We start from the raw sequence: 20,943 nt of genomic DNA on the forward strand, positions 1-20,943 counted from the left end.
GACGGCTCATGCACCGAGGTCGCATCCACGCGGGGTCACGGGGCGGCAGGAAAGCCGACGGCAGCGTGACGGGGCTACGGCGAAGAGCCGTACCGCGCGATGATCGCGAACCTCAGATGCGCAACGTCCACCTCTATCGGAGACAACAGGACCCGACGACTGTAGCGCAACGGGGCAGGGGCCCGCCGGTGCGCGGGGATGCCCGGTCCCGGCAGCGGGGACGTCCTGCCGGGACCGGGACGTTGTCACGCCCTGGAGCAGACGAATCCGTTCAGCGCGAAGGAAGCGGGCTGCCCGGTGTTACCCGTGTGGCTCGCCTGGAGGCCGATCTGGACCGAGCCGCCGGGGGCGATGGTGCCGTTGTACGCGACGTTCCTGGCCGTCACCGCACCGCTGGTCGGGCTGTACGTCGCTCCCCAGCCGGAGGTGATGGTCTGGCCCGCGGGCAGGGTGAAGGCGAGCGACCAGCTGCCGATCGCCGCGGCGGAGGTGTTGGTGAGGGTGAGGGTCGCGGTCAGGCCGGTGTTCCAGGCGCTGGTCGTGTAGCCCACCCGGCAGGCACCCGGCTCCGGGTCGGGGCCGGGGTCGGGCGGGGTGGTCGTGGTGCCGTCCAGTCCGAAGAACGTCAGGGCCCGGGCCGCCATGCCGCCGGTCGGCAGGGAGTGGCCGACGCCCTGGATGCTGATGGCCTCCACGGGGGCCTGATTGCCGGTGGCGCCGTAACGGGTGCGGGTCCAGCCGGACTGCGGGGTGTCGGTGGCCGCGGGGGTGCGGCTCACGCCGTGGACATCGGTCCACTGGTCGATCTGCTCGTTGAAGTTCGGGTAGCGCAGCGTGCTGTCCTCGGTGCCGTGCCAGATCTGCATCCGGGGCCGGGCACCGCTGTATCCGGGATGCGCCGCACGCACCAGGTCGCCCCACGCCTGCGGCGTCCTGTCGACCGTGCCGTTGGCGCAGGCGCTGTTCCAGCCCGATCCGTCGGTGGTGGCGAAGCAGGAGTGCGGTACGCCCATGAAGGCGGCCCCCGCCTTGAAGACATCGGGGTAGTTGCCCAGCAGGACGTTGGTCATCATGGCGCCCGAGGATGCTCCGGTGACGTAGATCCGGCCTGAGTCGGCGCCGTACCGCTGCTGGACGTACGAGACCATGGACCTGATGCCCACGGGGTCGCTGCCCCCGTCACGTCTGAGGGCCTGCGGCGAGGAGACGTCGAAGCAGTTGCCGCTCCTGGTCGCCGAGGGGTACACGACGATGAACCCGTACCGGTCGGCGAGCGAGGCGAACTCCGTGCCCGAGTGGAACGCCGGGCCCGATCCTGTGCAGTAGTGCACCGCCACCAGGACGGCCGGCCGCTGCTGGACGGTGTCCGGCACGTACACGTGCATCCTCAGACCGCTCGGGTTGCTGCCGAAGGAGGTCACCTCCGTCAGCGAAGCGGCGGACGCCGGGGGTGCGACAGCGAGGAGGAGCGCCGACACGAGGGGTAGGACACCCGCGAGGAGGACTGTCAGCAGCGCTCTCACCGATCGCCTTCCGGCCTCCGGTGCGTGCAGGGATCTGTTGGTCATGTGACTGTCCTTTCTAGACTGCCGGTTGTGAAGGGACTGCTGTGAAGGGACTGTTGCTGCGGCTGTCGGCGCTCGACGCGGACGCCGCCACCGCCGTGCGCGTGATCGCCCACTTCGAGGCGCTGCTGGGCGGCGGCCCGGATCCGGTGTCCCTGACGCGGTCGACCGCGGGCCTGGCCGGCTGTGCGGCGGGCCTCGAGCTGCCCGACGGGCGGGCGTCACGGTTCGGACCGGACGGCCTCGCCCTGCCGGGCGTACCCGCGCGGGTCTCCGGCCGGGTGCGGTGGGAGCCGTCCGGCAGTGTCTGGCTGGAACGGCAGGGAGTGCCGGGGCCGTTCGACGAGCTGGTCCTGGAGTGGATGGCCATCACCGCACGGGTGCTCGCGGGCCGCCCCTGGCAGCCCCGGGTGCCGACCGCGGCCGATCCGGCCCTGGTGGAACTGGTGCTGTCCGGGCGCGAGGACGCCACGGACCGGATCCGCGCGCTGCGGCTGCTGGGCCTCGCCCCCGACGTGCCGCTGCGGGTGGTCGCGGTGACCGGCCGGCCGGGGGCGGACGCCGGGCTGGAGGCGGTTGCGCTGCTGGGGCGGGGTGCCGTGCGGGGCACGGTCCGGGTGGCGCGGGCCGGTGCGCTGGGGGCGGTGCTGGTGCAGAGTCCGGACGCCGCCGGACCCGGTTCCCGTACGGCGTCGACGACCGTGGAACTACGGTCGGCCCTGCACGAACGGGGCCGTGAGCGGGGGACGGCCAACCGTCCCGCGCACGCGGTACGGGTGGGGGTCGGCGGGTCCGCCGCCCCGCTGGACGCGCGGCTCTCGTGGGAACAGGCGCGTTCCGCCCTGCGGTTCGCCGTGGCGGGCACCCCCGAGGAGTCGGTGGCGGACCACGGTGAACTCGGCCCGGTCGCGCTGCTGGCGGACATCCCTGTGGAGCGGCTGCGTGCCCAAGAGGACGTACGGCGCCTGACGAAGCTGGCCTGCGGCGAGGCGACGGGACAGGGCGGCGACCTCCTGGCTGCGCTGGCCGCGTTCTGCCGTACCGGCTCGCTGCGGCAGGCCGCCGTGGAACTCCACCTGCACCACAGCTCGGTGGCCGCCCGGCTGGCACACGTCGAGAAGGAACTCGGCCTCCGGCTGCGTGACCCGCGGGACCGCTTCGGCGCCCAACTCGCCCTGTACGCATGGCGGCTGGCGCGGTCCGACAACGGCGCCGACGGCGAGGAGAGCGACGGCACGGGCGGATGAGCGCGCACCGGCCTACCGCCCCAGCGCCGTGCGGAGCACAGCGACCGCCTCGGCGGTCGCGTTCCGTATGACGGCGGCGTGCTCCACGGCCCATGCCCCGTGGAAGGTGCCGGGGAACAGCCGCAGCTCTGCGGGTACGCCGGCGGCCCGGAGCGCGCGGGCGTAGTCGGCGCCCTCGTCCCGCAGCGGGTCGAACTCCATCACCGACACATAGGCGGGCGGCAGCCCTGACAGGGCGGCGGCCCCGGCACGGGCCGGTGCCGCGTACGGGGAGACGCCCGCCGTGCCCCGTACCCCTTCTCCCAGGTAGGCCTCCCAGCTCAGGCGGGCGCTGCGCCGGTTCCATACGGGGGTGTCGGTGAACTGCCGTGCGCTCGACGTCTCCAGCCGGTCGTCGAGCGCGGGGCTGCACAGATGCTGGAAACAGACGGCGGGCCCTCCGCGGTCCCGGGCGAGCAGGGTGAGGGCGGCGGCGAGACCCGCTCCGGCGCTGTCGCCCCACAGGGCGATCCGGTCGGCCCGGACCTCCAGCTCCACGGCGTTCGCCGCGAGCCCGGCGAGTCCGGCGTAGCAGTCCTCCAGCGGTGCGGGGAAGGGGTGTTCGGGGGCGAGCCGGTAGTCGACGGAGACCACGAGTGCCGTCAGTTCCCGGCAGAGCAGCAGATTCCAGTCGTGGTCGACGTCCGGCGAGCCCAGGACGAAGCCTCCGCCGTGGATGCTGTAGACGGCGGGCAGCGGCCCCTGCGCGGACCGGGGCCGGTACAGCCGCAGTGCGACGTCCGGCGCACGGTCGGGGCCGGGGACGGTGACCTCCCGGACGTCCACCCCCGCCGTGTCCGCCCCCGTGAGGGACGCGGTCAGTTGTCGGGCCTGCGCGGCCCTGGCGGCGCTCACGTCCGTGATGTCGACCTCGGGCATCATCGTGAGTGCGGCGGCCAGTTCCGGATCGAAACGGTGGTGCGAGAGCATGCCCCTCCTCCGGTCCGGGCCGCGGGCGGCGGCGTCGTGAGTGAGACGGTGTCACGGTGCGTTCCCCCAGGTCATCCGACATGTGTCGGGTCAATGGCCGTACTCGTCCGACAGGTGTGCGTCTTCGCTGCCGTACTCGGCCCGCACGGTGCCCCGAATGCCCGCGATTACTGGCCGCGACCAGCGAAAACGCGTACACAGTAAGGGAATTGGGCCCTCTTGACGCCGACCGGGTGCCTTCTCTACCGTCTGCTCGCCCGATCGTCGGACCGCCCGAAACTTTCGTGTCCGGCGATGCGTGACACCTCCGAGAGGGACCAGCGTTGACCACTTTCCGTACCCGTGTCCGCATCCGCCTGCGCCGCCGTGTGACGCCCCTGCTGCTCTCCGGGGGACTGTGCCTGGCCGCGCTCACCGCGACGGGCCCGGCGTACGCCGGGCAGCAGGCGGGCACCGGGATCGTCGAGTCCACCCGGCACGGTGGCAAGGCCGTCGCCCTGACGTTCGACGACGGCCCGAACCCCACCGACACCCCGCGGCTGCTGAAAGTGCTGCGCAAGCACCACGTCAAGGCGGTGTTCTGCCTGTGGGGCGATCACGTCAAGGAGCACCCCGAACTGGTGCGCGCGATCGTCGCGGGCGGCCACACGCTGTGCAACCACACGATGCACCACGACGACATGGCGGCCTGGCCGACCGAGGACATCCGCGCGGACCTGGAGCGGACCAACGCCGAGATCCGCCGTGCCGCACCCGGTGCGCGCATTCCTTATTTCCGTGCGCCGTACGGGAGTTGGGGGCAGACCCCGCGGGTGGCGGCTGACCTGGGGATGCAGCCGCTGGGCTGGCGGCTGGCGATCGGGGACTGGGAGCCGCCGGGCACCGACGAGCTGGTCCGCCGCATCGAGGAGGGCGTCACCCCCGGGGCCGTGGTGCTGCTCCACGACGGTGGCGGCGACCGCAGCCGGACCGTCGAGGCCGTCGACCGGATCGTTCCCGCGCTGCGGGCCGCCCACTGGCGCTTCGACAAGCCCGCCCGCAGAGCCTGAAGCGGCTCCAAGCAGCTCCCCGCGCAGCCTCACACCTCTTCAGGAGATCCGCATGAGAGCACGATCCGAAGGTTCCGGGGTCCGACGCGCGGGCCGCCATCTGGTGGCCGTACTCACGGGAGCCATGCTCCTGGCCACGGCGCCGGCCACGTCCGCCGAACCCACCGCGGGCCCCTCCGTCCGGCAGGCGTCCCACCGGGCCGCCGACGCCGCATGGACCGGCACCTGGGCCACCACGCCCACGGAGACGCCTGCCTCGGACACCACCGCGTTCGAGGACGAGACCATCCGGCAGACCGTCCGCACCAGCATCGGCGGCGACCGGGTGCGGATCCGGCTGTCGAACGAGTTCGGCAGCGGGCCCCTGGTCATCGGTGAGGCACACGTCGCCCGCCGGGCCGCCGAGGGACCGGCCTCCCGCACCGACCCGCGCACCGACCGCCCGCTCACCTTCGGCGGCCGTACCTCCGTGACGATCCCCGCGGGCGCCCCCGCGCTCAGCGACCCTGTCTCCCTGCGGGTGCCCGCCGGCTCCGATCTGGTGGTGAGCATCCATCTGCCCGAGCGCACCCCGGGCTCGACGCTCCACGCGTTCGCCCTCCAGCACAACTACGTCGCCGCGGGAAACGTCACCGGGCGCAGCGACATCGAAGCGACCGCCACCATCGACCGCTGGTACTTCCTGACCGGAGTGAGCGTGAGCACCGGCCGTTCCGCACGCTCCTCGGCCGTCGTCGCGTTCGGCGACTCCATCACGGACGGCGCCGGGACCGGCGTGGACGCCAACCGCCGCTGGCCCGACTTCCTGGCCGGGCGACTGAACGCCGCATACGGTCCGCATGCCGTGGGCGTGCTCAACCAGGGCATCAGCGGCAACCGCCTCCTGCACGACCCCAACCCCCCGGCCGGATCCGCGGCGGAGAACTTCGCGGCGTACTTCGGCCGGAGCGCCCTGCGCCGCTTCGACCGCGACGTCGCCTCCCAGGCCGGAGCCGAACACCTCGTCGTGCTCCTCGGCGTGAACGACCTCGGCCATCCCGGAACGGTGGCACCCGAGTCCGAGAGGGTCACCGCGGCCGACATCGTCGACGCCCACCGCCAGATCATCGCCCGCGCGCACGACCGGGGTCTCAAGGCGTACGGCGGCACGATCCTGCCGTTCAAGAACGACACCCTCGGCTTCCACAGTCCGGAGAACGAGGCCGCCCGGCAGTCCGTGAACCACTGGATCCGTACGAGCGGTGCGTACGACGCTGTGATCGACTTCGACAGGGCCCTGCGCGACCCGTCGGACCCGGAACGCCTCCTGGCGCGCTACGACAGCGGCGACCACCTGCACCCCAACGACGCCGGAGCGGAGGCGATGGCCCGGGCCGTCCCTCTCCACCTGCTGCGCTGAGGCCTCTCGGGAGCCGGCGAGCGGCGGGCCCGACCCCGGTCCCTCAGGGGGTGACGACGGCGAAGTCGGGGTCGGGATCGTCCAGGACGGAGAGGATGGTCACGAGCACACCGGGGTCGCCGGTGTGCTCGATTCCGTCGAGCCCCTTGCCGCCGAGGAGCTGCATGAGCTGTGGCTTGGTGAGGGTGAGGGTGAGATCCGCGCCGTCGCCGGGCTGTGAGGTGCGGGAGTGGATCAGGACACCGTTGTGCAGGGTCATGCGGTACGCCTCACCGAGGTCGGTGAACTGCCAGTGCACCGTGAATGAGTGGTCCCACGCCTCGGGGCCGTTGACCCGGACGGCGAGGGAGTCGAAGAGCTGCTCCACGGACAGGGCGGTGGCCATGGTGCCGGCCGTGATGACGGTCGGTGTGATGCCGTGGCGCAGCTCGGCGGCCCCCGTGAGGTAGCAGTTGCGCCAGGTCGCGCACTCGGCGCCGTACGCGAGCTGCTCGTACACCTGCGCCAGGAGGTCCTTGGCGTCGGTGCTGTCCGGAGCCGCGAACACGGCGTGCTTGAGCAGCTGGGCGGCGAAGCGCAGATCCCCTTCGGCGACGTACGCGCGCGCTTTGGCGAGTACCGCTTCGAGACCGCCGATGCAGTCCACGTACCGCTGCGCGTTCTCGGTGGGCGGGTGCTCCCAGAGCGATGAGGGATGCCCGTCGTACCAGCCCATGTACCGCTGGAAGATCGCCTTGATGTTGTGGTTGACGGAACCGTAGTAGCCGCGGGCGTGCCAGGCGCGTGCCAGCACCGGCGGGAGTTCGAGCACCTCGGCGATCTCGGTGCCGGTGTACCCCTGGTTGGCGAGGCGCAGGGTCTGGTCGTGCAGGTATCCGTACAGATCGCGCTGCTCGGCGAGGAAGGCCCGGATGCGCTCCTTGCCCCAGGTGGGCCAGTGGTGGGAGGCGAAGAGCACGTCGGCATCGTGCGCGAACAGCTCGCGGGCCTCGTTGAGATAGCGGGACCAGATGCGGGCGTCCCGTACGAGTGCACCGCGCAGCGTCAGGATGTTGTGGAGGTTGTGGGTCGCGTTCTCCGCCATGCACAGGGCGCGCCGCTCGGGGATGAGGAAGTTCATCTCCGAGGGTGCCTCGGTGCCGGGCGTCATCTGGAAGCGGAGGAGGACCCCGTCGAGGGTCAGCTCCTGGCCGGTGTGCTTGATCTCGATCGTGGGCGCGAGGAGCCCGGGCAGGCCGGTGGACGCGGTGAAACCGAGGCCCATGCCGATCAGGCCCTCGGGGTCGCGGTCGAGGTTGGAGCCCGCGTAGTAGGCGCCGCGCCGCAGCATGGCCGTTCCGGCGTAGACGTTCTCCGCGACCGAGCTGTCCATGAAGCCTTCGGGAGCCACGACGGGGACGTCGTCGCCGACGCCGACGACGCCGTGGACGCCGCCGAAGTGGTCGAGGTGGGAGTGCGTGAACAGAACGGCGGTGACGGGCCGTTCACCGCGGTGCTCCCGGTAGAGGGCGAGCGCGGCGGCTGCCGTCTCCTGGGACACCAGCGGGTCCACGACGATCACGCCGCGGTCGCCCTCGATGAGCGTCATGTTCGACAGGTCGAATCCGCGGACCTGGAACACCCCGTCGGTCACCTCGTAGAGGCCGGCGCGGGCGCACAGCTGGGACTGCCGCCACAGGCTCGAATTCGCCGTACCGGGGCAGTCGCCGTCCAGGAAGGCGGTGCTCTCGAAGCTCCACACCACTGTGCCGTCGGCCGCGGTGATCGTCCCGGCCGCGGGGGGTGCGACCAGTCCTCGGTCGGCATCCTCGAAGTCGGTCCGGTCCTCGAAATCGGGGGTGACGTCGACACTGGTCACGCGGGCCTCCAGGGGTTGGCACTGTGTCCATCCTGGGGGCGCGGCAGTGGCCGTGCCGGGAGATGTGGGCCGTCCGGGTACTCAGCGGTTCGGCACTATCGATGCCGCAGCCGTCACGGAGAGCGGTTCACGTCGCGGACCAGAGACTGCGGTAGAACGCGGTCCGGTACGGGTCGGGGGTGATTCCGTAGGCGTCGAGGAGGGTGTCCTCCCAGCCGGGCCCGTAATTGTGCTCGGTGTTCCAGGTGGCAACGGCCAGGTCCGCCCAGCGGTCGGCGACACCGAGGGCCCCCATGTCGACGTGAGCGGACCAGGTTCCGTCCTCGTGGAGCAGCGTGTTCGGTGCGCACGGGTCGCCGTGGCACACGACGAGGCGGTCGACGGGCGGGGGCACGGACAGGTCCGCGGGCACCTGGACGCCTGCGCGGCGGGCGCGCGTCAGGCGGTCCTCGACGGACCAACCGAAGGGGCAGTCGGACACGGGCAGCCGCTCGTGCAGGGCCCGCAGCCCGGTACCCAGCGCGCGCACGGCCGTGCCGGGATCCGCCTTCCAGCGGGGCTCGACGGCGTTCTCGCCGGGAAGCCCGTGGGTGACGAGCCAGGCACCGTCCCGGTCGGCTCCGTACTCGCGCACGCGGGGCACGGGCGTGAACCGGCGGGCCCACCGCAGACGCTCCGCCTCGGCGGTCAGGTCCAGCCCGGAGCCTGCCGGAGCCCACTTGGCGAAGAGCCGGCCGTCCCCGTCGCCGATGCGGAAGGTCAGGCCGCCCAACTCGTTCTGCCACACGGGCAGCAGGGGCTGATCCCCGGCCAGGCCGACGATGCGCGCAGGTACCCGCACGGGGGAGGGCGGCGGTCCGGAAAAGGCCATGGCCCCATGGTCTCCTCCACGGCGCGGCCCGAGCGAGTGGTTTTCCGGGAGCGGCGTGAGCGTGGTTCCCTCACCGGTGCGGGGGCTGTGACCCGTCCGCGCTCCGGGCTCCGAGGAGGTGCTCCCTGCCCCAGGCGCCCAGGGGGCCGAGCGCCTCGTTCAGGGAGATGCCGAGCGGGGTGAGGCCGTAGGTGACGCGGCGTACCGCTCCCTCGAGCGACTCCTCCCGGAAGACGATGCCGTCGGCCTGCAACTCCCGCAGGTGCGAGGTGAGGACCTTGTCGGTGACGCCCGGTATGCCGCGCCCCAACTCACCGAACCGGCAGGGCCCTTGGTCCAGCACCCACAGGATGAGCACCTTCCACTTGCCGCCGACCACGTCGATCGCCGCGTCGATGCCGCACACGTACGTGTCCCGCCTGGTCATCCGCTCACCTTAAGGTAACCACCCACAAAAGAGTGCGTACTTGATCATGATTCGGGTGCATAGCAGCCTGATCGCCATGGACACCCACACCACTCCCAGGACCTCCGTCACCCTCCTCGGCCTCGGCGACATGGGCACCGCGCTCGCCCGTGCCTGGCTCACCGCGGGACACCCGCTGACCGTCTGGAACCGCACCCCGGAGAAAGCCGGGCCACTGGCGGGCGAGGGTGCGCGGGTGGCGGCGACCCCGGCCGAGGCGGTCGCGTCGGCAACAGGCCCCGTCATCCTCTGCCTGCTGGACGACGCCTCGGTCGAAGAGGCCCTGGACGGCGTCGACCTGACCGGCAAGGACGTGGTCGACCTGACCACGAGCACCCCCGCCGGGGCCCGGCGACGTGCCCGCCGGACCGAGGAGCGAGGGGCCCGTTTCCTGGACGGCGGGATCATGGCCGTACCCCCGATGATCGGGCGGCCGGAGACCGGCGGCTACATCCTCTACAGCGGCGACCGCGCGCTGTTCGAACGTCACCGCGGGGCACTGGAGGCTCCCGCCGGCGTGAAGTTCGTCGGTGAGGACCCCGGTCACGCGGCGCTGCACGACATCGCGCTGCTCAGCGCGATGACCGGCATGCTCGCGGGTGTCACCCACGCCTTCGCCCTGGTGGGCGCCGAGAAGGACCTCGACCGGGCCGGATTCGCGGCCCTGCTCGCGGACTGGCTGGGCGCCATGTCCGGCACGACCCACGAGATGGCCGCCCAGCTGGAGAGCGGCGACTACACGGAGGGCGTCACCTCCAACCTCGCCATGATGGCGGCGGGCAACGATGCGCTCCTGGCCACGGCGGAGGGCCAGTCGGTCGATCCCCGGCTCCTCACCCCGTACATGGAGCTGATGCGCCGACGGGTGGCCCAGGGGCACGGAGACGAAGGACTGGCGGGCATGGTCGGCCTGCTGAGAGGCGAGTGAGATTCACGCGCCCTTCGCGGCGTCGCGTCCGACGGGAGCACGTTCCTCCGCGCAACGCATTCCGAAAGAATTCGAAACTTTCGGAAATGAAGATCTTTGATTCCGCGTCTTCAATTACATCCTGCGCGGCCGCCGTGAAATCGATGGCCGTCATAGTGCCTATGACCAGGCAATACGATCACCATACGTACTCCTCGGCCGATCGACTGTTTCGTAACTCATGCCGAAACTATTGACAGTTGACGAGGTCAGATCAACACTGAGCGCCGTCGGCAGACCCCAATCGCTGTCGATCCGGGTCCACCACGACCCGTCACCGGGGCCGGGCCGCCGAACGCACCACGACCGGGCCCGTGTTCGGCCGGGCTGCGCGACACCGACGCGCATGCGCCGTCGTCGCCCGTTCACCGGCACCTCCGCTCCGTGAGTGGTGTCGCGCTGCCTGGCCCCAACGGCCTTACGAGGACGAGGAGGAAGTACGCACATGAACGACGCACCCGCACATGCGACGAGCCGCGCAAGCGGCCGCACCAGGTCATTCGGCCGCTTCAGGCTTTTCATCCGCAGTGCCTTCGCCATGGCGATGGCCTGCGTGGCCGCAATCGCGCTGCCCGGCACCGCCAGTGCCGACACGGTCATCAACTCGAATCAGACCGGAACGAACAACGGCTACTACTACTCGTTCTGGACGGACAGCGCCGGTACGGTCTCGATGAACCTGGGATCCGGCGGCACCTACGGCACCTCGTGGAGCAACACCGGGAACTTCGTGGCCGGTAAGGGCTGGAGCACCGGTGGGCGCCGGAGCGTGACCTACTCGGGCACCTTCAACCCGTCCGGCAACGCGTACCTGACGCTCTACGGCTGGTCGACGAACCCGCTCGTCGAGTACTACATCGTCGACAACTGGGGCACCTACCGGCCCACGGGAACGTTCAAGGGCACGGTCTCCAGCGACGGCGGAACGTACGACATCTACGAGACGACGCGGACCAACGCCCCCTCCATCGAAGGAACCAAGACGTTCAAGCAGTTCTGGAGCGTGAGACAGGCGAAGAGAACCGGTGGAACCATCACCACCGGTAACCACTTCGACGCCTGGGCCCAGAAGGGGATGAACCTGGGCACCTTCAACTACATGATCATGGCCACCGAGGGCTACCAGAGCAGCGGGAGCTCCAACATCACGCTGGGCAGCTCCTCCGGCGGCGGCGGTGGCGGAGGTGGTGGCGGAGGTGGCTGCACCGCCACCCTGTCCGCAGGCGACAAGTGGAGCGACCGGTACAACCTCAACGTCGCGGTCTCCGGCTCCAGCAACTGGACGGTGACGATGAACGTCCCGTCCCCCCAGAAGGTCCTCGCCACCTGGAACACGACCGCCAGCTACCCGAGCGCCCAGGTGCTGACTGCCAAACCCAACGGCAGCGGCAACAACTTCGGGGTCACCCTCCAGGCCAACGGATCCTGGACCTGGCCGTCGGTCTCCTGCAGCGCCGGCTGACCTTCCGCAGAGCACGCCCGTGACGCACCAGCGGGGCGGCGGCACCCGGCCGCCGCCCCGATCGGCGCAGGTGGCCGACGATCCGGCAGACTGACGGCATGCGTATGGCCTGGATTGTGACGACGGTGCTGTTCGTGCTCAGTTCCGCCTCCGCGGTCAACTTCGCACTCAAAGCTCGCTGGTGGGCGGCCGTCGGGGTATTTCTGCCGTCCGTCGGCCTGGCGGCCGTACTGCTCGGCGGAGTGGTACGGCAGAGCATGTCCCTCTTCTGGCTGGGATGCCTGCTCGTCGTGGCCGGCCTCGGAGCGGAGGTTCTGGACCAGCGGCGAACGCGAACCGCGGCGAAGTAGCGGCGGTCACCGCCGGGAGGCCGCGATCCGGTCGAGGACATCCGTGTAGAGCGACCGTCTGTCGGGGCGGGCGTGGTCGGCGGCACGCCGGAGAGCGGGGATCGCCGAGGTGCCCATGTCGACGAGCCCCTCGGCCGCCTGCGGTCAGCTTCGGCCACGACCTTGCCGGCCAGGACCGGACCCTCGACCTGCGCGCCGGCCCGCTGAACGGACGGCGGGCCGGTGCCGACCCGGCGCGCCCGGCCTTCATCGACGGGCTTCCGCCTCCGCGTAGCGGCTGGTGGGACGCGGCAGGCCCAGGTGACCGCGCAGGGTCGTGGCGTCGTAGGCCGTACGGAACACGCCGCGCCGCTGCAGTTCCGGGACCAGACCGCGGGTGATCGCGGTGAGGTCGTGCGGCAGCGTGCCGGGCCGCAGCCGGAAGCCGTCGAGGCCTGCGGTGCGCCGGTCGAGCAGCAGGTCGGCGAGCTCGCCGGGCGTCCCGGCGAAGATCTCGGCGTCGGAGGCGAGTGCGGCGCCGGCCAGTTCGTCCAGGCGGGCCTTGCGGCGTGCGGCCGCGCCCGGCTCCCCGTCAAGGAAGACCAGGAGCTCCGCGAACCTCCGCAGGGGCCGGTCCCGGATGTCCCTGCCGGTGCGCTGCACGGCCTCGTCGATCTGCGCGAGGATCGCCGTGGTGCCCGCACGGTCGTGCGGGGTGACGTGGACCAGGTCGGAGCCGAGTGCCGCGAACTCGTACGGGGTGGAGGCGTGCGCGAGGCTCACCACCAGGGGTTGCCCCTGCGGGGACCGCGGCGTGATCGAGGGGCCCTTCACGCTGAACCGCGTTCCCCGGAAGTCGATGTGGTGCACCTTGTCGCGGTCGATGAAGCGGCCGGTGGCCGCGTCCCGTATCTCCGCGTCGTCCTCCCAGCTGTCCCACAGCCGCCGTGCGGACTCCACCACCTCGGCGCCCTCCGCGAAGAGTTCACGCAGTCGCGCGGCGATCAGCTCGGGGTCGCGTACGTCGTCGTCGGTGAGCTGAGGTGTGGTGCGGCGGCCGAAGTGGGAGGCGTCGGCGGCGCGCGAGGATATCTGCGGGCGCCAGCCGGCACGGCCCCTGCTCGCGTGGTCGAGCGTGGCGATGCCGATGGCGAGGTGGAACGGTTCGGTGTGCGTGACGTTCGTCGTCGGGACCAGGCCGATGCGCTGGGTGAGGGGGGCCAGGTGGGCGGCGAGCAGCACCGCGTCCACGCTGCCCCTGACCTGGTCGGTGCGGTCGTCCGGCAGGTGGAAGGCCGCGGTCTGCAGTCCGAGGGCGTCCTCGAAGGTGACGAAGTCCAGCAGTCCGCTCTCGGCCTCGGCGACCAGGCCGGCCCAGTACGCGGCCGTGAGCAGCTCACCGGGCCGGGCGTCCGCCGCCCGCCAGGCGGCCGGGTGCCACCCCGCGCCGTCGAGGGCGACGGCGAGGTGGAGCGGGGTGCTGCCGGTCGTGCCGGTCACGAGGCCTCCTTCTCGTTGTCCACGGAAGCCTCGTTGTCCAGGGGCTTCCGGTCCACGGGTGTCCGGTCCACGGGTGTCCGGTCCACGCGCCGTTCGGGGCGGGCTGGGGTGCTCAGGCCCAGGTGGTCCCGGAGCGTCGTCCCCGCGTAGTCCTCGCGGAACACGCCCTTCTCCTGGAGCAGCGGCACCACCCGGTCCACCAGGTCGTCGAGCCCGCCGGGCGTCAGATGGGGGACGAGGACGAAGCCGTCGGCGCCTTCGGTCTGGACGAAGTGGTCGATGGCGTCGGCGACGGTCCGCGGGCTGCCGACGAACGTCTGGCGGCCACCGACCTCGATGACCAGTTCGCGGATGCTCAAGTTCCGTTCCTCGGCGAGCTTCCGCCACTGCCGGGCCGTCTCGGCACGGCCCTTGCGGAACACCGAGTGCCCCCTCAGGAAATGGGCGTCGTCCTCGGGCTCGATGCCGGGCAGGGGCCCGTCCGGGTCGTACCCCGACAGGTCGCGGCCCCAGACCGCCTCCAGGTGGGCGATCGCGGTCTGCGGGCTCACCAGGTCGCGGCTGACCTCGGCGGCGTACGCGACGGCCTCCTCGTCGGTGTCGGCGACGACGGCGTTGGCGGTGGGCATGATCTTCAGCTCGTCCGGGGTACGCCCGTACCGGGCCAGGCGCCGCTTCACATCCCGGTAGAAGTCACGGGCAGCATCGAGCTGGTTGTGCTTGCTGAAGATCACGTCGGCGTCGGACGCGGCGAACTCGCGGCCCGAGTCGGACTCGCCCGACTGGATGATCACGGGGTGTCCCTGCGGACCGGGCGGTGTCGTGAACCGGCCGGAGATGTCGAAGTGTTCCCCGTGATGGGCGAACCGGCCGGCCCCGGGCCGTACGAACTCTCCCGAAGCCGTGTCGGCGCGAAGGTCACCTTCCGCCCAGCTGTTCCACAACTCACGTGTGGTGGCGAGGAATTCGGCTGCCCGGGTGTAGCGGTCCGCCTCGTCGAGGAAGCCGCCGCGGCGGAAGTTCTCGCCGGTGAAGGCGTCGTGACTGGTGACCACGTTCCAGGCCGACCGCCCGCCGCTGAGGTGGTCGAGCGTCGCGAGCCGGCGCGCCACCTCGTACGGCTCGTTGAAGGTGGCGTTCACGGTTGCGGCGAGGCCGAGGTGCGTGGTGACGGCGGCCAGCGCGCTGAGCACGGTCAGGTTCTCCGGGCGCCCCGCGATGTCCAGGTCGTAGACCTGCCCCTTGTGCTCGCGCAGCCGCAGCCCCTCGGCGAGGAAGAAGAAGTCGAACTTGCCGCGTTCGACGGTCTGCGCGAGCCGGATGAAGGAGTCGACGGAGATCTGGCTCCCGGACCGGGGGTCCGACCAGACGGTCACGTTGTGGATGCCGGGCAGCTGCGCGGCGAGGTGCACCTGCTTCTTTCCGGTGACGGGCACGGTGCGGTCTCCTCCTGCGAAGGTCCGGCTGTGGGTGGGGCCCACCGAGCGTGCACGGGCCGGGGGCGGCGTGGACAGGTCGACGGGCCTTACTTCATGAGCTGTTCACGCCGTCGGGACGGCCGAGGGCGTCGCGGCCGACGTGGCGAAAGCAGGTGTGCCGCCCCGTCTCGCACGATGGTGATCCGCCCGGTCACGGTGCGCGGCGGCGGACCGGAGGAACAGCGACGGGATGAGGGAGGACTGGCCCCGCACGTGGCGGATCAGCTCGGCTCGGGGCCGGCGTCCTGGGACACCTGGCGCCTGGAGGGAAAGCCAGCGCCGCGTGCGTGGAGGACGACCGCGATCACCGGCAGGAGGAGCAGCAGGACGGTCCAGGGGAAGGATTCGCTGCCGGCCACGTCGAGCAGGATGCCGCCGATGATGCCGCCGCCCGCCATGGCGACGTTCCAGAGGGTGACGAGCATGGCCTGGGCCGCGTCGGCGGATTCGCCGCCCGCGTCGCCGACCGCGGTCTGCAGCAGGGTGGGCACCCCGCCCCAGCCCAGGCCCCACAGGACGGCCGCGACGTACACGAGGGCGGTCGCGTCGGAGACGAGGGCCAGGAGTGCGGCGGCGACGGCGACCAGCAGGGCGCCGGCGATCGTGAGGCTGCGCAGCCGGTGCTGGATCTGGGCGCCGACGATCCAGATGCTCGCCAGCGACGCGGCGCCGAAGACCAGGAGGACCAGGCCCGTGCTGTCGTCCAGGCCCAGGTCGTCGAGGAACGCGGCGATGTACGCGTACAGGATGGTGTGGGCCAGCACGAAGACGAGCGTGACGAACAGGACCGGGGTGACGCCGGGGATGCGCAGGGTCCGCAGCATCTTCGGCCGCTCGCCGCGTTCCTGCCCCGGGTGGTCCGGCACGGCCGCGGAGATCCACAGCAGGAGCACCACCGTGAGTGCCGTCATCGAGAGGAACGCCACGCGCCAGCCGAGTGCCTCGCCGAGGAAGGTTCCGGCGGGTACGCCGATGGAGAGCGCGACGGGAATGCCCGCCATGGCGACGGCGATCGCCCTGCCCTGCAGATGCACGGGCGCGAGACGCCGCGCGTAGCCGGCGAGCAGGGCCCAGGCCAGACCGGCCGCGACACCCGCGACGAACCGGGCCGCCATCGTCAGCTCGTAGACGGACGACACCGCTGTGACGGTGTTGGCCAGGGCGAATCCGGCCATGGCGGTGAGCAGGAGCCCCTTGCGCCGCCGGCCCGCGGTGGCCGCGGTCAGCGGGATCGCGGTCAGGGCGGTGCCGATCGCGTAGATCGTCACGGTCTGGCCGGCCGCGGACCCGCTCACCCGGAGGTCGTCGCTCATCGCGGTGAGCAGGCCTGCGGGGAGCGTCTCGGTGAGGCAGGTGATGAAGACGGCGGTGGCGAGGGCGAGCAGGGCCAGGAGCGGGAGCTTCCGCTGCTCCTGGCCGCCGCTCCTCGTTGCCGGTGCCGCGGCGGAATCGGCCGCGGTGTCGGGCACGGTGCTCATGAGGTGGACTCCGGATCTCGTGGGGGAATCTGGGAATCTGGGGACGTGGTGCTCCGGGTCACGGCGGGCCGAGGCCGCCGTCGACGGGGAGCCGGGCGCCGTCGTGAACGTCGCCTCCGTGGCCAGGAAGAGCGCGGCACGGGCCACCTCCTCGGCGGCGCCGGGACGGCCCATCGGCGGCAGGGGGGCGGTGCCGGCGCCCGGCGCCGCGATACAGCCCGGGGCCACCGCGTTGACGCGGACGCCGCGCGGGACGAGCTCGGCGGCGAGCGCCGTGACGGGGGACGGGGGACGGGGGACGGGGCCGGGGCGGTGAGCACGATCACGCCACCGTCACCGAGCTGCCGCAGCAGCGGCAGCACGGTGGGTACCGCGTCGGCGAAGAGCAGATCGATGGCACCGTCGGGGCCGAGACCGGCCTCGACGGCGTCCGGGGCCAGGACGCGGGCGGCGGAGCCGAGTTCGGAGCCCGCGTGGACGCGGTCCTGGGCGGTGCGGGCGGTCAGCAGGACCGTCGCACCGCCTTCCACGAGGCGCTTGGCGATGGCCAGGCCGATGCCGGTGTCCTCACCGACGACCAGGGCCTTCCTGCTCGCGGACTTGGTCACGGCTGCCGCTCCCTCCCGGGCTGTCGTCTCCTGCCGGTGCGTGGCACCGCCCGGTGGGTACGACTGTGCGCCGTGGCGCTTCGGGGAACCTTCGGAAGCGCTGACGGTCCGGCCGGCGAACCGCTCCGGCGAGGGATCCCGGCGGCTCCGGGACGCAGACCACCGGACATGTACGGTGGCGCGTATGCGGTTTGGGGTGCTCGGACCACTGGTGGTGTGGGACGACGAGGGACAGGAAGTCAAGGTCCCCGAGGTCAAGGTCCGGGCGCTGCTCGCGGATCTGCTCGCACGCGACGGGGGCCCCGTCTCCGCGGACCGTCTCATCCACGACCTCTGGGGAGACGAGCCGCCGGGCAAGCCCTCGGGTGCGCTGCAGGCCAAGGTGTCCCAGCTGCGCCGGGTCATCGGACGGGACCGGGTGGTGCGGCAGCCGCCGGGCTACCGCCTTCGGCTCGGCGACGGTCCCGAGGAGGTGGACGCCGCACGGTTCCGCGCCCTCGTGACCCGGGCCCGCCCGCTGCGGGACCCGCGCGCCCGTGCCGCACTGCTCACCGAGGCCCTGCAGCTGTGGCGGGGACCGGCGTACGCGGACTTCGCGGACGAGGAGTTCGTACGGGGGGCGACGCGGCGCCTCGCGGAGCAGCGGCTGACCGTGCTGGAGGAGCAGGCGGAGGCCCGCCTGGAGGCCGGCGACCATGTGCTCCTGGACGGGGAGCTCGCCGACCTCGTGTCGCAGTACCCGCTGAGGGAGCGGCTGCGCGCCGTACAGATGCGGGCGCTGTACGCGGCCGGCCGCCAGAGCGAGGCCCTCGCCTCGTACGACGACCTGAGGGCCCGGCTCGCCGGGGAGCTGGGGGTCGACCCCGGCCCCGAGCTCGGCGCACTGCGCCAGGCGGTGCTCCGGCAGGACCCGGTGCTGATCCCCGGGCCGACGGCAGCGGGTACCGCCGACGTCGTCCCCGCAAGGGCGGCGCACCTGCCCACGGCGGGCGCGCACGCGCACGCGAACCTTCCCGTCCCCCTCACCCCCCTGATCGGACGCCGCCGATCCCTCGCCCACCTGTCCCAGCTCCTCGGACAGGCCAGGCTGGTGACCCTCACCGGTCCCGGTGGCGTCGGCAAGACGCGCCTGGCGGTGGCGGCCGCCACCGCCGAACGGGACAGCGCACAGGCCGGTGAACTCCCCGACGGGATCTGGCTCGTCGAGTTCGCCGGCGTCCGCGCCGGCACGCCCGCCGACCTCGCCCAGGTCGTCGCCGCAACCCTCGGCATCCGGGACGACGCCCCCTCCGCCCTGCCGGGCACCGGCACCGGCACCCCCTCCCCGCCGCACCGCCTGGCCGCCGCCCTCCGGGACCGCCGCACCCTGCTCGTCCTGGACAACTGCGAGCACGTCGTCGACGCCGCAGCCGAACTCGCCGAACTCCTCCTGCGCACCGCCCCAGGCCTGCGCGTCCTGGCCACCGGCCAGGAGCCGCTCGGCCTGGCGGGCGAGGCGGTGTTCCTGGTCAAGCCCCTCCCGACCGCGGACGCCGTCCAGTTGTTCATGGAGCGCGCCGCCGCTTCCGCGCCCGGCTTCCCGCGCGAACCGGACGCGTCGGAGCGCGAGGCCGTCGCCGGGATCTGCCGCCGGCTCGACGGCATCCCGCTCGCCCTCGAACTCGCCGCCACCCGCGTACACGTCCTGGGCGTACGGGAACTGGCGGCCCGTCTGAGCGACCGTTTCCGGGTCCTGACCTCCGGGCAGCGCGGCGCCCCCGCGCGTCAGCAGACCCTGCGGGCGGTGATCGACTGGAGCTGGGAGCTGCTCAGCGCGCCCGAGCGCATCGTCCTGCGCCGCCTCGCCGTGCACAGCGACGGCTGCGACCTGGACGCCGCCGAAGCGGTGTGCGCGGGCGACGGCGTGGGCCGGGACGACGTGCTCGACCTCGTCACGCGGCTCGTCGACCGGTCCCTCGTCGTCGTGGTGGACGGGCCCACGGGGCCCCGCTACCGGCTCATGGAGTCGGTCGCCGCGTACGCGACGGAGCGGCTGCACGAGATGGAGGACCTCGGCGCCGTACGCGACCGCCATCTGCGCCACCACCTCGCGCTCGCCGAACGCGCCGAACCCCAGCTGCGCGGCGCGGGGCAGCGGTCCTGGCTGGCCCGCCTGGACGCCGAGGCCGGCAACCTGCGCGTGGCACTCCGCGAGGCGGTGCGCCGCGCCGGCGCGGGCGAGGCGGACGAGGCGGTGCGGCTCGCCACCGCACTGGCCTGGTGGTGGCTCCTGCGCGGCCGCCTCACCGAAGCACGCCGCAGCCTGCGGTCCGTCCTGGCCGCCGTCCCCGAGCCGACCGCGGCCACCACCGGGGTCCCTGAACTCGCGCTCCTCCACACCGCGTTCGCGCTCCTCACCGGCGATCATGAGGCCGCCACCCGCACAGGTGGCGCCGCTGCCACCGGGAGTGCCGACGCCATCGGGGACCCCGAGCGTCGCGCCCGTGCGCTGTGGCTGTGTGCGTACGGCCTGTTCAGCGCGGGCGACACAGCCGGTGGCGACGAGCTGAACACCCGCGCCCTCACTCTGTTCACCGACGCGGGCGACCGGTGGGGCACCGCGGCCGCGCTCGGCCTGCGGGCGACACTCGCGCTGGTCCGCGGCGACCTCGCCGGGCTCGGCCGCGACGGGCTGCGCAGTGCCACGATCCTCCGCGAACTGGGAGACCGCTGGGGCGAGTTGCAGACCGTGTCGCCCCTTTCCTCGCTCGCCGAGATCAAGGGCGAGTACGAGGACGCGGCGCGCCGCCAGCACGAAGGTCTACGGATGGCACGGGAGCTGGGACTGGAGGCGGAGGTCTCGGCGCGGCTCTCCGGTCTGGGCCGGCTGGCACTGCTCGCCCACGACTGGGAACGGGCCCGCGACCTGCACGAACAGGCTCGCCGCATCGCCGCCGAACAGGGCTACACGTACGGCGAGATCCACTCCGGGATGGGCCTGGCCCTCGGCGCGCGCCGCTCCGGCGAGCTCGATGCCGCCGAGGCGCACCTGCTGCACCTGCGTGACGGCTACGCCGATGTGTCGTCCGAGGCGGGCGACCACCTGGTCCTCGCGGAGCTCGGGTTCGTCGCCGAGCTCCGGGGCGACGCGCGCCGGGCCGCGGTCCACCACCTGCGCGGCCTGGACACCGCCCGTTCCCTCGCCGAGCCGCGCGCCCTCGCCCTCTCCCTGGAGGGGCTGGCGGGCGCGGCCGCCCTGCACGGCGAGGAGTCCGCCGACTGCTCGGCCGTACTCCTCGGCGCCGCTGCGGCGGCCCGCCGCCGCGCGGGAGCGCCGCTCCCACCCGCCGAACGCGCCGACGTCGACCGCATCACGTCCTCGGCACGAGCCGCCCTGGGCGCCTCCGCCTTCACGGAGTCGTTCGACCACGGCGCCCGGCTGGGCGTCGAGGAGGCGGTGCTCCACGTCCGGGATGTTCTCGACCGGATCGCGGGATCACCGGATACGTGTCCGTGACGGACGCCCCCGTCAGGCCTTCCTCCACCGCGTGGAAGTAGCACACGCCCTCCCGGTGCGACCGTGATCCGCCTCCGCCCGCGACCTTCATGCCTCCCCAGCGCATCGTTCCCGTCCCGACCCGGCGGCCGTGTCGGTCAACGGCCCTGCGGAAGGCTTGGGTTGACGGCCCGTACGGCCGGAATGCGGACGACCCTACGG

At 72.4% G+C, this 20,943-nt stretch carries 15 protein-coding genes and 2 pseudogenes; 7 read left to right on the forward strand and 10 right to left on the reverse strand.

The genetic code is table 11. The features are described 5' to 3' along the window. Positions 1–245 precede the first annotated feature (245 nt). Complete coding sequence (locus tag OG844_RS27595; protein WP_406393893.1) at positions 246–1,568, reverse strand: PHB depolymerase family esterase; 1,323 nt, start codon at positions 1,566–1,568, stop codon at positions 246–248. A gap of 41 nt (positions 1,569–1,609) precedes the next feature. On the opposite strand from OG844_RS27595, the gene OG844_RS27600 reads away from it, so the two are divergent. Next, entirely contained in the window at positions 1,610–2,812 is a 1,203-nt protein-coding gene (locus tag OG844_RS27600; RefSeq protein WP_406393894.1) for a PucR family transcriptional regulator, read from the forward strand. 12 nt (positions 2,813–2,824) lie between these two features. Here OG844_RS27600 and OG844_RS27605 read toward each other — a convergent pair whose 3' ends face one another. After that, a complete protein-coding gene (locus OG844_RS27605; RefSeq protein ID WP_406393896.1) occupies positions 2,825–3,781 on the reverse strand; it encodes an alpha/beta hydrolase in 957 nt (318 codons plus the stop codon). 323 nt (positions 3,782–4,104) lie between these two features. Between OG844_RS27605 and OG844_RS27610 the strand changes: the two genes are divergently transcribed. Together OG844_RS27610 and OG844_RS27615 are read left to right on the forward strand one after the other, a co-directional pair. Next, positions 4,105–4,830, forward strand: coding sequence for a polysaccharide deacetylase family protein (locus OG844_RS27610; RefSeq protein WP_406393897.1), 726 nt, complete (start codon positions 4,105–4,107; stop codon positions 4,828–4,830). A 52-nt stretch (positions 4,831–4,882) separates the two neighbouring features. Further along, positions 4,883–6,229 (forward strand): SGNH/GDSL hydrolase family protein, encoded by a 1,347-nt coding sequence (locus OG844_RS27615; protein ID WP_406393898.1) that lies wholly within the window; start codon positions 4,883–4,885, stop codon positions 6,227–6,229. A 43-nt stretch (positions 6,230–6,272) separates the two neighbouring features. Here the strand turns inward: OG844_RS27615 and OG844_RS27620 are convergent, their stop codons facing one another. The 3 genes from OG844_RS27620 to OG844_RS27630 form a co-directional block, all read right to left on the reverse strand. Then, positions 6,273–8,087: an alkyl/aryl-sulfatase gene (locus tag OG844_RS27620; RefSeq protein WP_406393899.1), complete on the reverse strand. Its 1,815-nt coding sequence runs from the start codon at positions 8,085–8,087 to the stop codon at positions 6,273–6,275. A 127-nt stretch (positions 8,088–8,214) separates the two neighbouring features. After that, positions 8,215–8,958 (reverse strand): aminoglycoside 3'-phosphotransferase, encoded by a 744-nt coding sequence (locus OG844_RS27625; protein WP_406393901.1) that lies wholly within the window; start codon positions 8,956–8,958, stop codon positions 8,215–8,217. 70 nt (positions 8,959–9,028) lie between these two features. Next, complete coding sequence (locus OG844_RS27630) at positions 9,029–9,385, reverse strand: winged helix-turn-helix transcriptional regulator (RefSeq protein ID WP_406393902.1); 357 nt, start codon at positions 9,383–9,385, stop codon at positions 9,029–9,031. A gap of 76 nt (positions 9,386–9,461) precedes the next feature. On the opposite strand from OG844_RS27630, the gene OG844_RS27635 reads away from it, so the two are divergent. The 3 genes from OG844_RS27635 to OG844_RS27645 all read left to right on the forward strand — a co-directional run bounded on the left by OG844_RS27635 (position 9,462) and on the right by OG844_RS27645 (position 12,203). Further along, positions 9,462–10,352 (forward strand): NAD(P)-dependent oxidoreductase, encoded by an 891-nt coding sequence (locus OG844_RS27635; RefSeq protein ID WP_406393904.1) that lies wholly within the window; start codon positions 9,462–9,464, stop codon positions 10,350–10,352. A 577-nt stretch (positions 10,353–10,929) separates the two neighbouring features. Next, positions 10,930–11,853, forward strand: a complete 924-nt coding sequence (locus tag OG844_RS27640; RefSeq protein ID WP_406396278.1) for a glycoside hydrolase family 11 protein — start codon at positions 10,930–10,932, stop codon at positions 11,851–11,853. Positions 11,854–11,951: 98 nt separating this feature from the next. Then, positions 11,952–12,203, forward strand: a complete 252-nt coding sequence (locus tag OG844_RS27645; RefSeq protein ID WP_406393906.1) for a hypothetical protein — start codon at positions 11,952–11,954, stop codon at positions 12,201–12,203. A gap of 246 nt (positions 12,204–12,449) precedes the next feature. Here OG844_RS27645 and OG844_RS27650 read toward each other — a convergent pair whose 3' ends face one another. The 5 genes and pseudogenes from OG844_RS27650 to OG844_RS27670 form a co-directional block, all read right to left on the reverse strand. Then, positions 12,450–13,682 carry an LLM class flavin-dependent oxidoreductase gene (locus OG844_RS27650; protein ID WP_406393907.1) on the reverse strand — a complete coding sequence of 411 codons (1,233 nt, stop codon included), beginning with the start codon at positions 13,680–13,682 and terminating at the stop codon, positions 12,450–12,452. Next, entirely contained in the window at positions 13,679–15,118 is a 1,440-nt protein-coding gene (locus OG844_RS27655; protein WP_406393909.1) for an NtaA/DmoA family FMN-dependent monooxygenase, read from the reverse strand. The genes OG844_RS27650 and OG844_RS27655 overlap by 4 nt, the downstream gene beginning before the upstream one ends. A 263-nt stretch (positions 15,119–15,381) precedes the next feature. Next, positions 15,382–16,638 carry an MFS transporter gene (locus tag OG844_RS27660; RefSeq protein ID WP_406396280.1) on the reverse strand — a complete coding sequence of 419 codons (1,257 nt, stop codon included), beginning with the start codon at positions 16,636–16,638 and terminating at the stop codon, positions 15,382–15,384. Between the two features lie 168 nt (positions 16,639–16,806). After that, positions 16,807–16,866, reverse strand: a pseudogene (locus tag OG844_RS27665) (short-chain dehydrogenase); the annotation flags it as partial. A gap of 281 nt (positions 16,867–17,147) precedes the next feature. Then, positions 17,148–17,246, reverse strand: a pseudogene (locus OG844_RS27670) (short-chain dehydrogenase); the annotation flags it as partial. 184 nt (positions 17,247–17,430) lie between these two features. Here OG844_RS27670 and OG844_RS27675 point away from each other — a divergent pair. Beyond that, complete coding sequence (locus tag OG844_RS27675; RefSeq protein ID WP_406393911.1) at positions 17,431–20,742, forward strand: BTAD domain-containing putative transcriptional regulator; 3,312 nt, start codon at positions 17,431–17,433, stop codon at positions 20,740–20,742. The last annotated feature ends 201 nt before the right edge of the window (positions 20,743–20,943 follow it).

This window comes from Streptomyces sp. NBC_00887 (assembly GCF_045207585.1).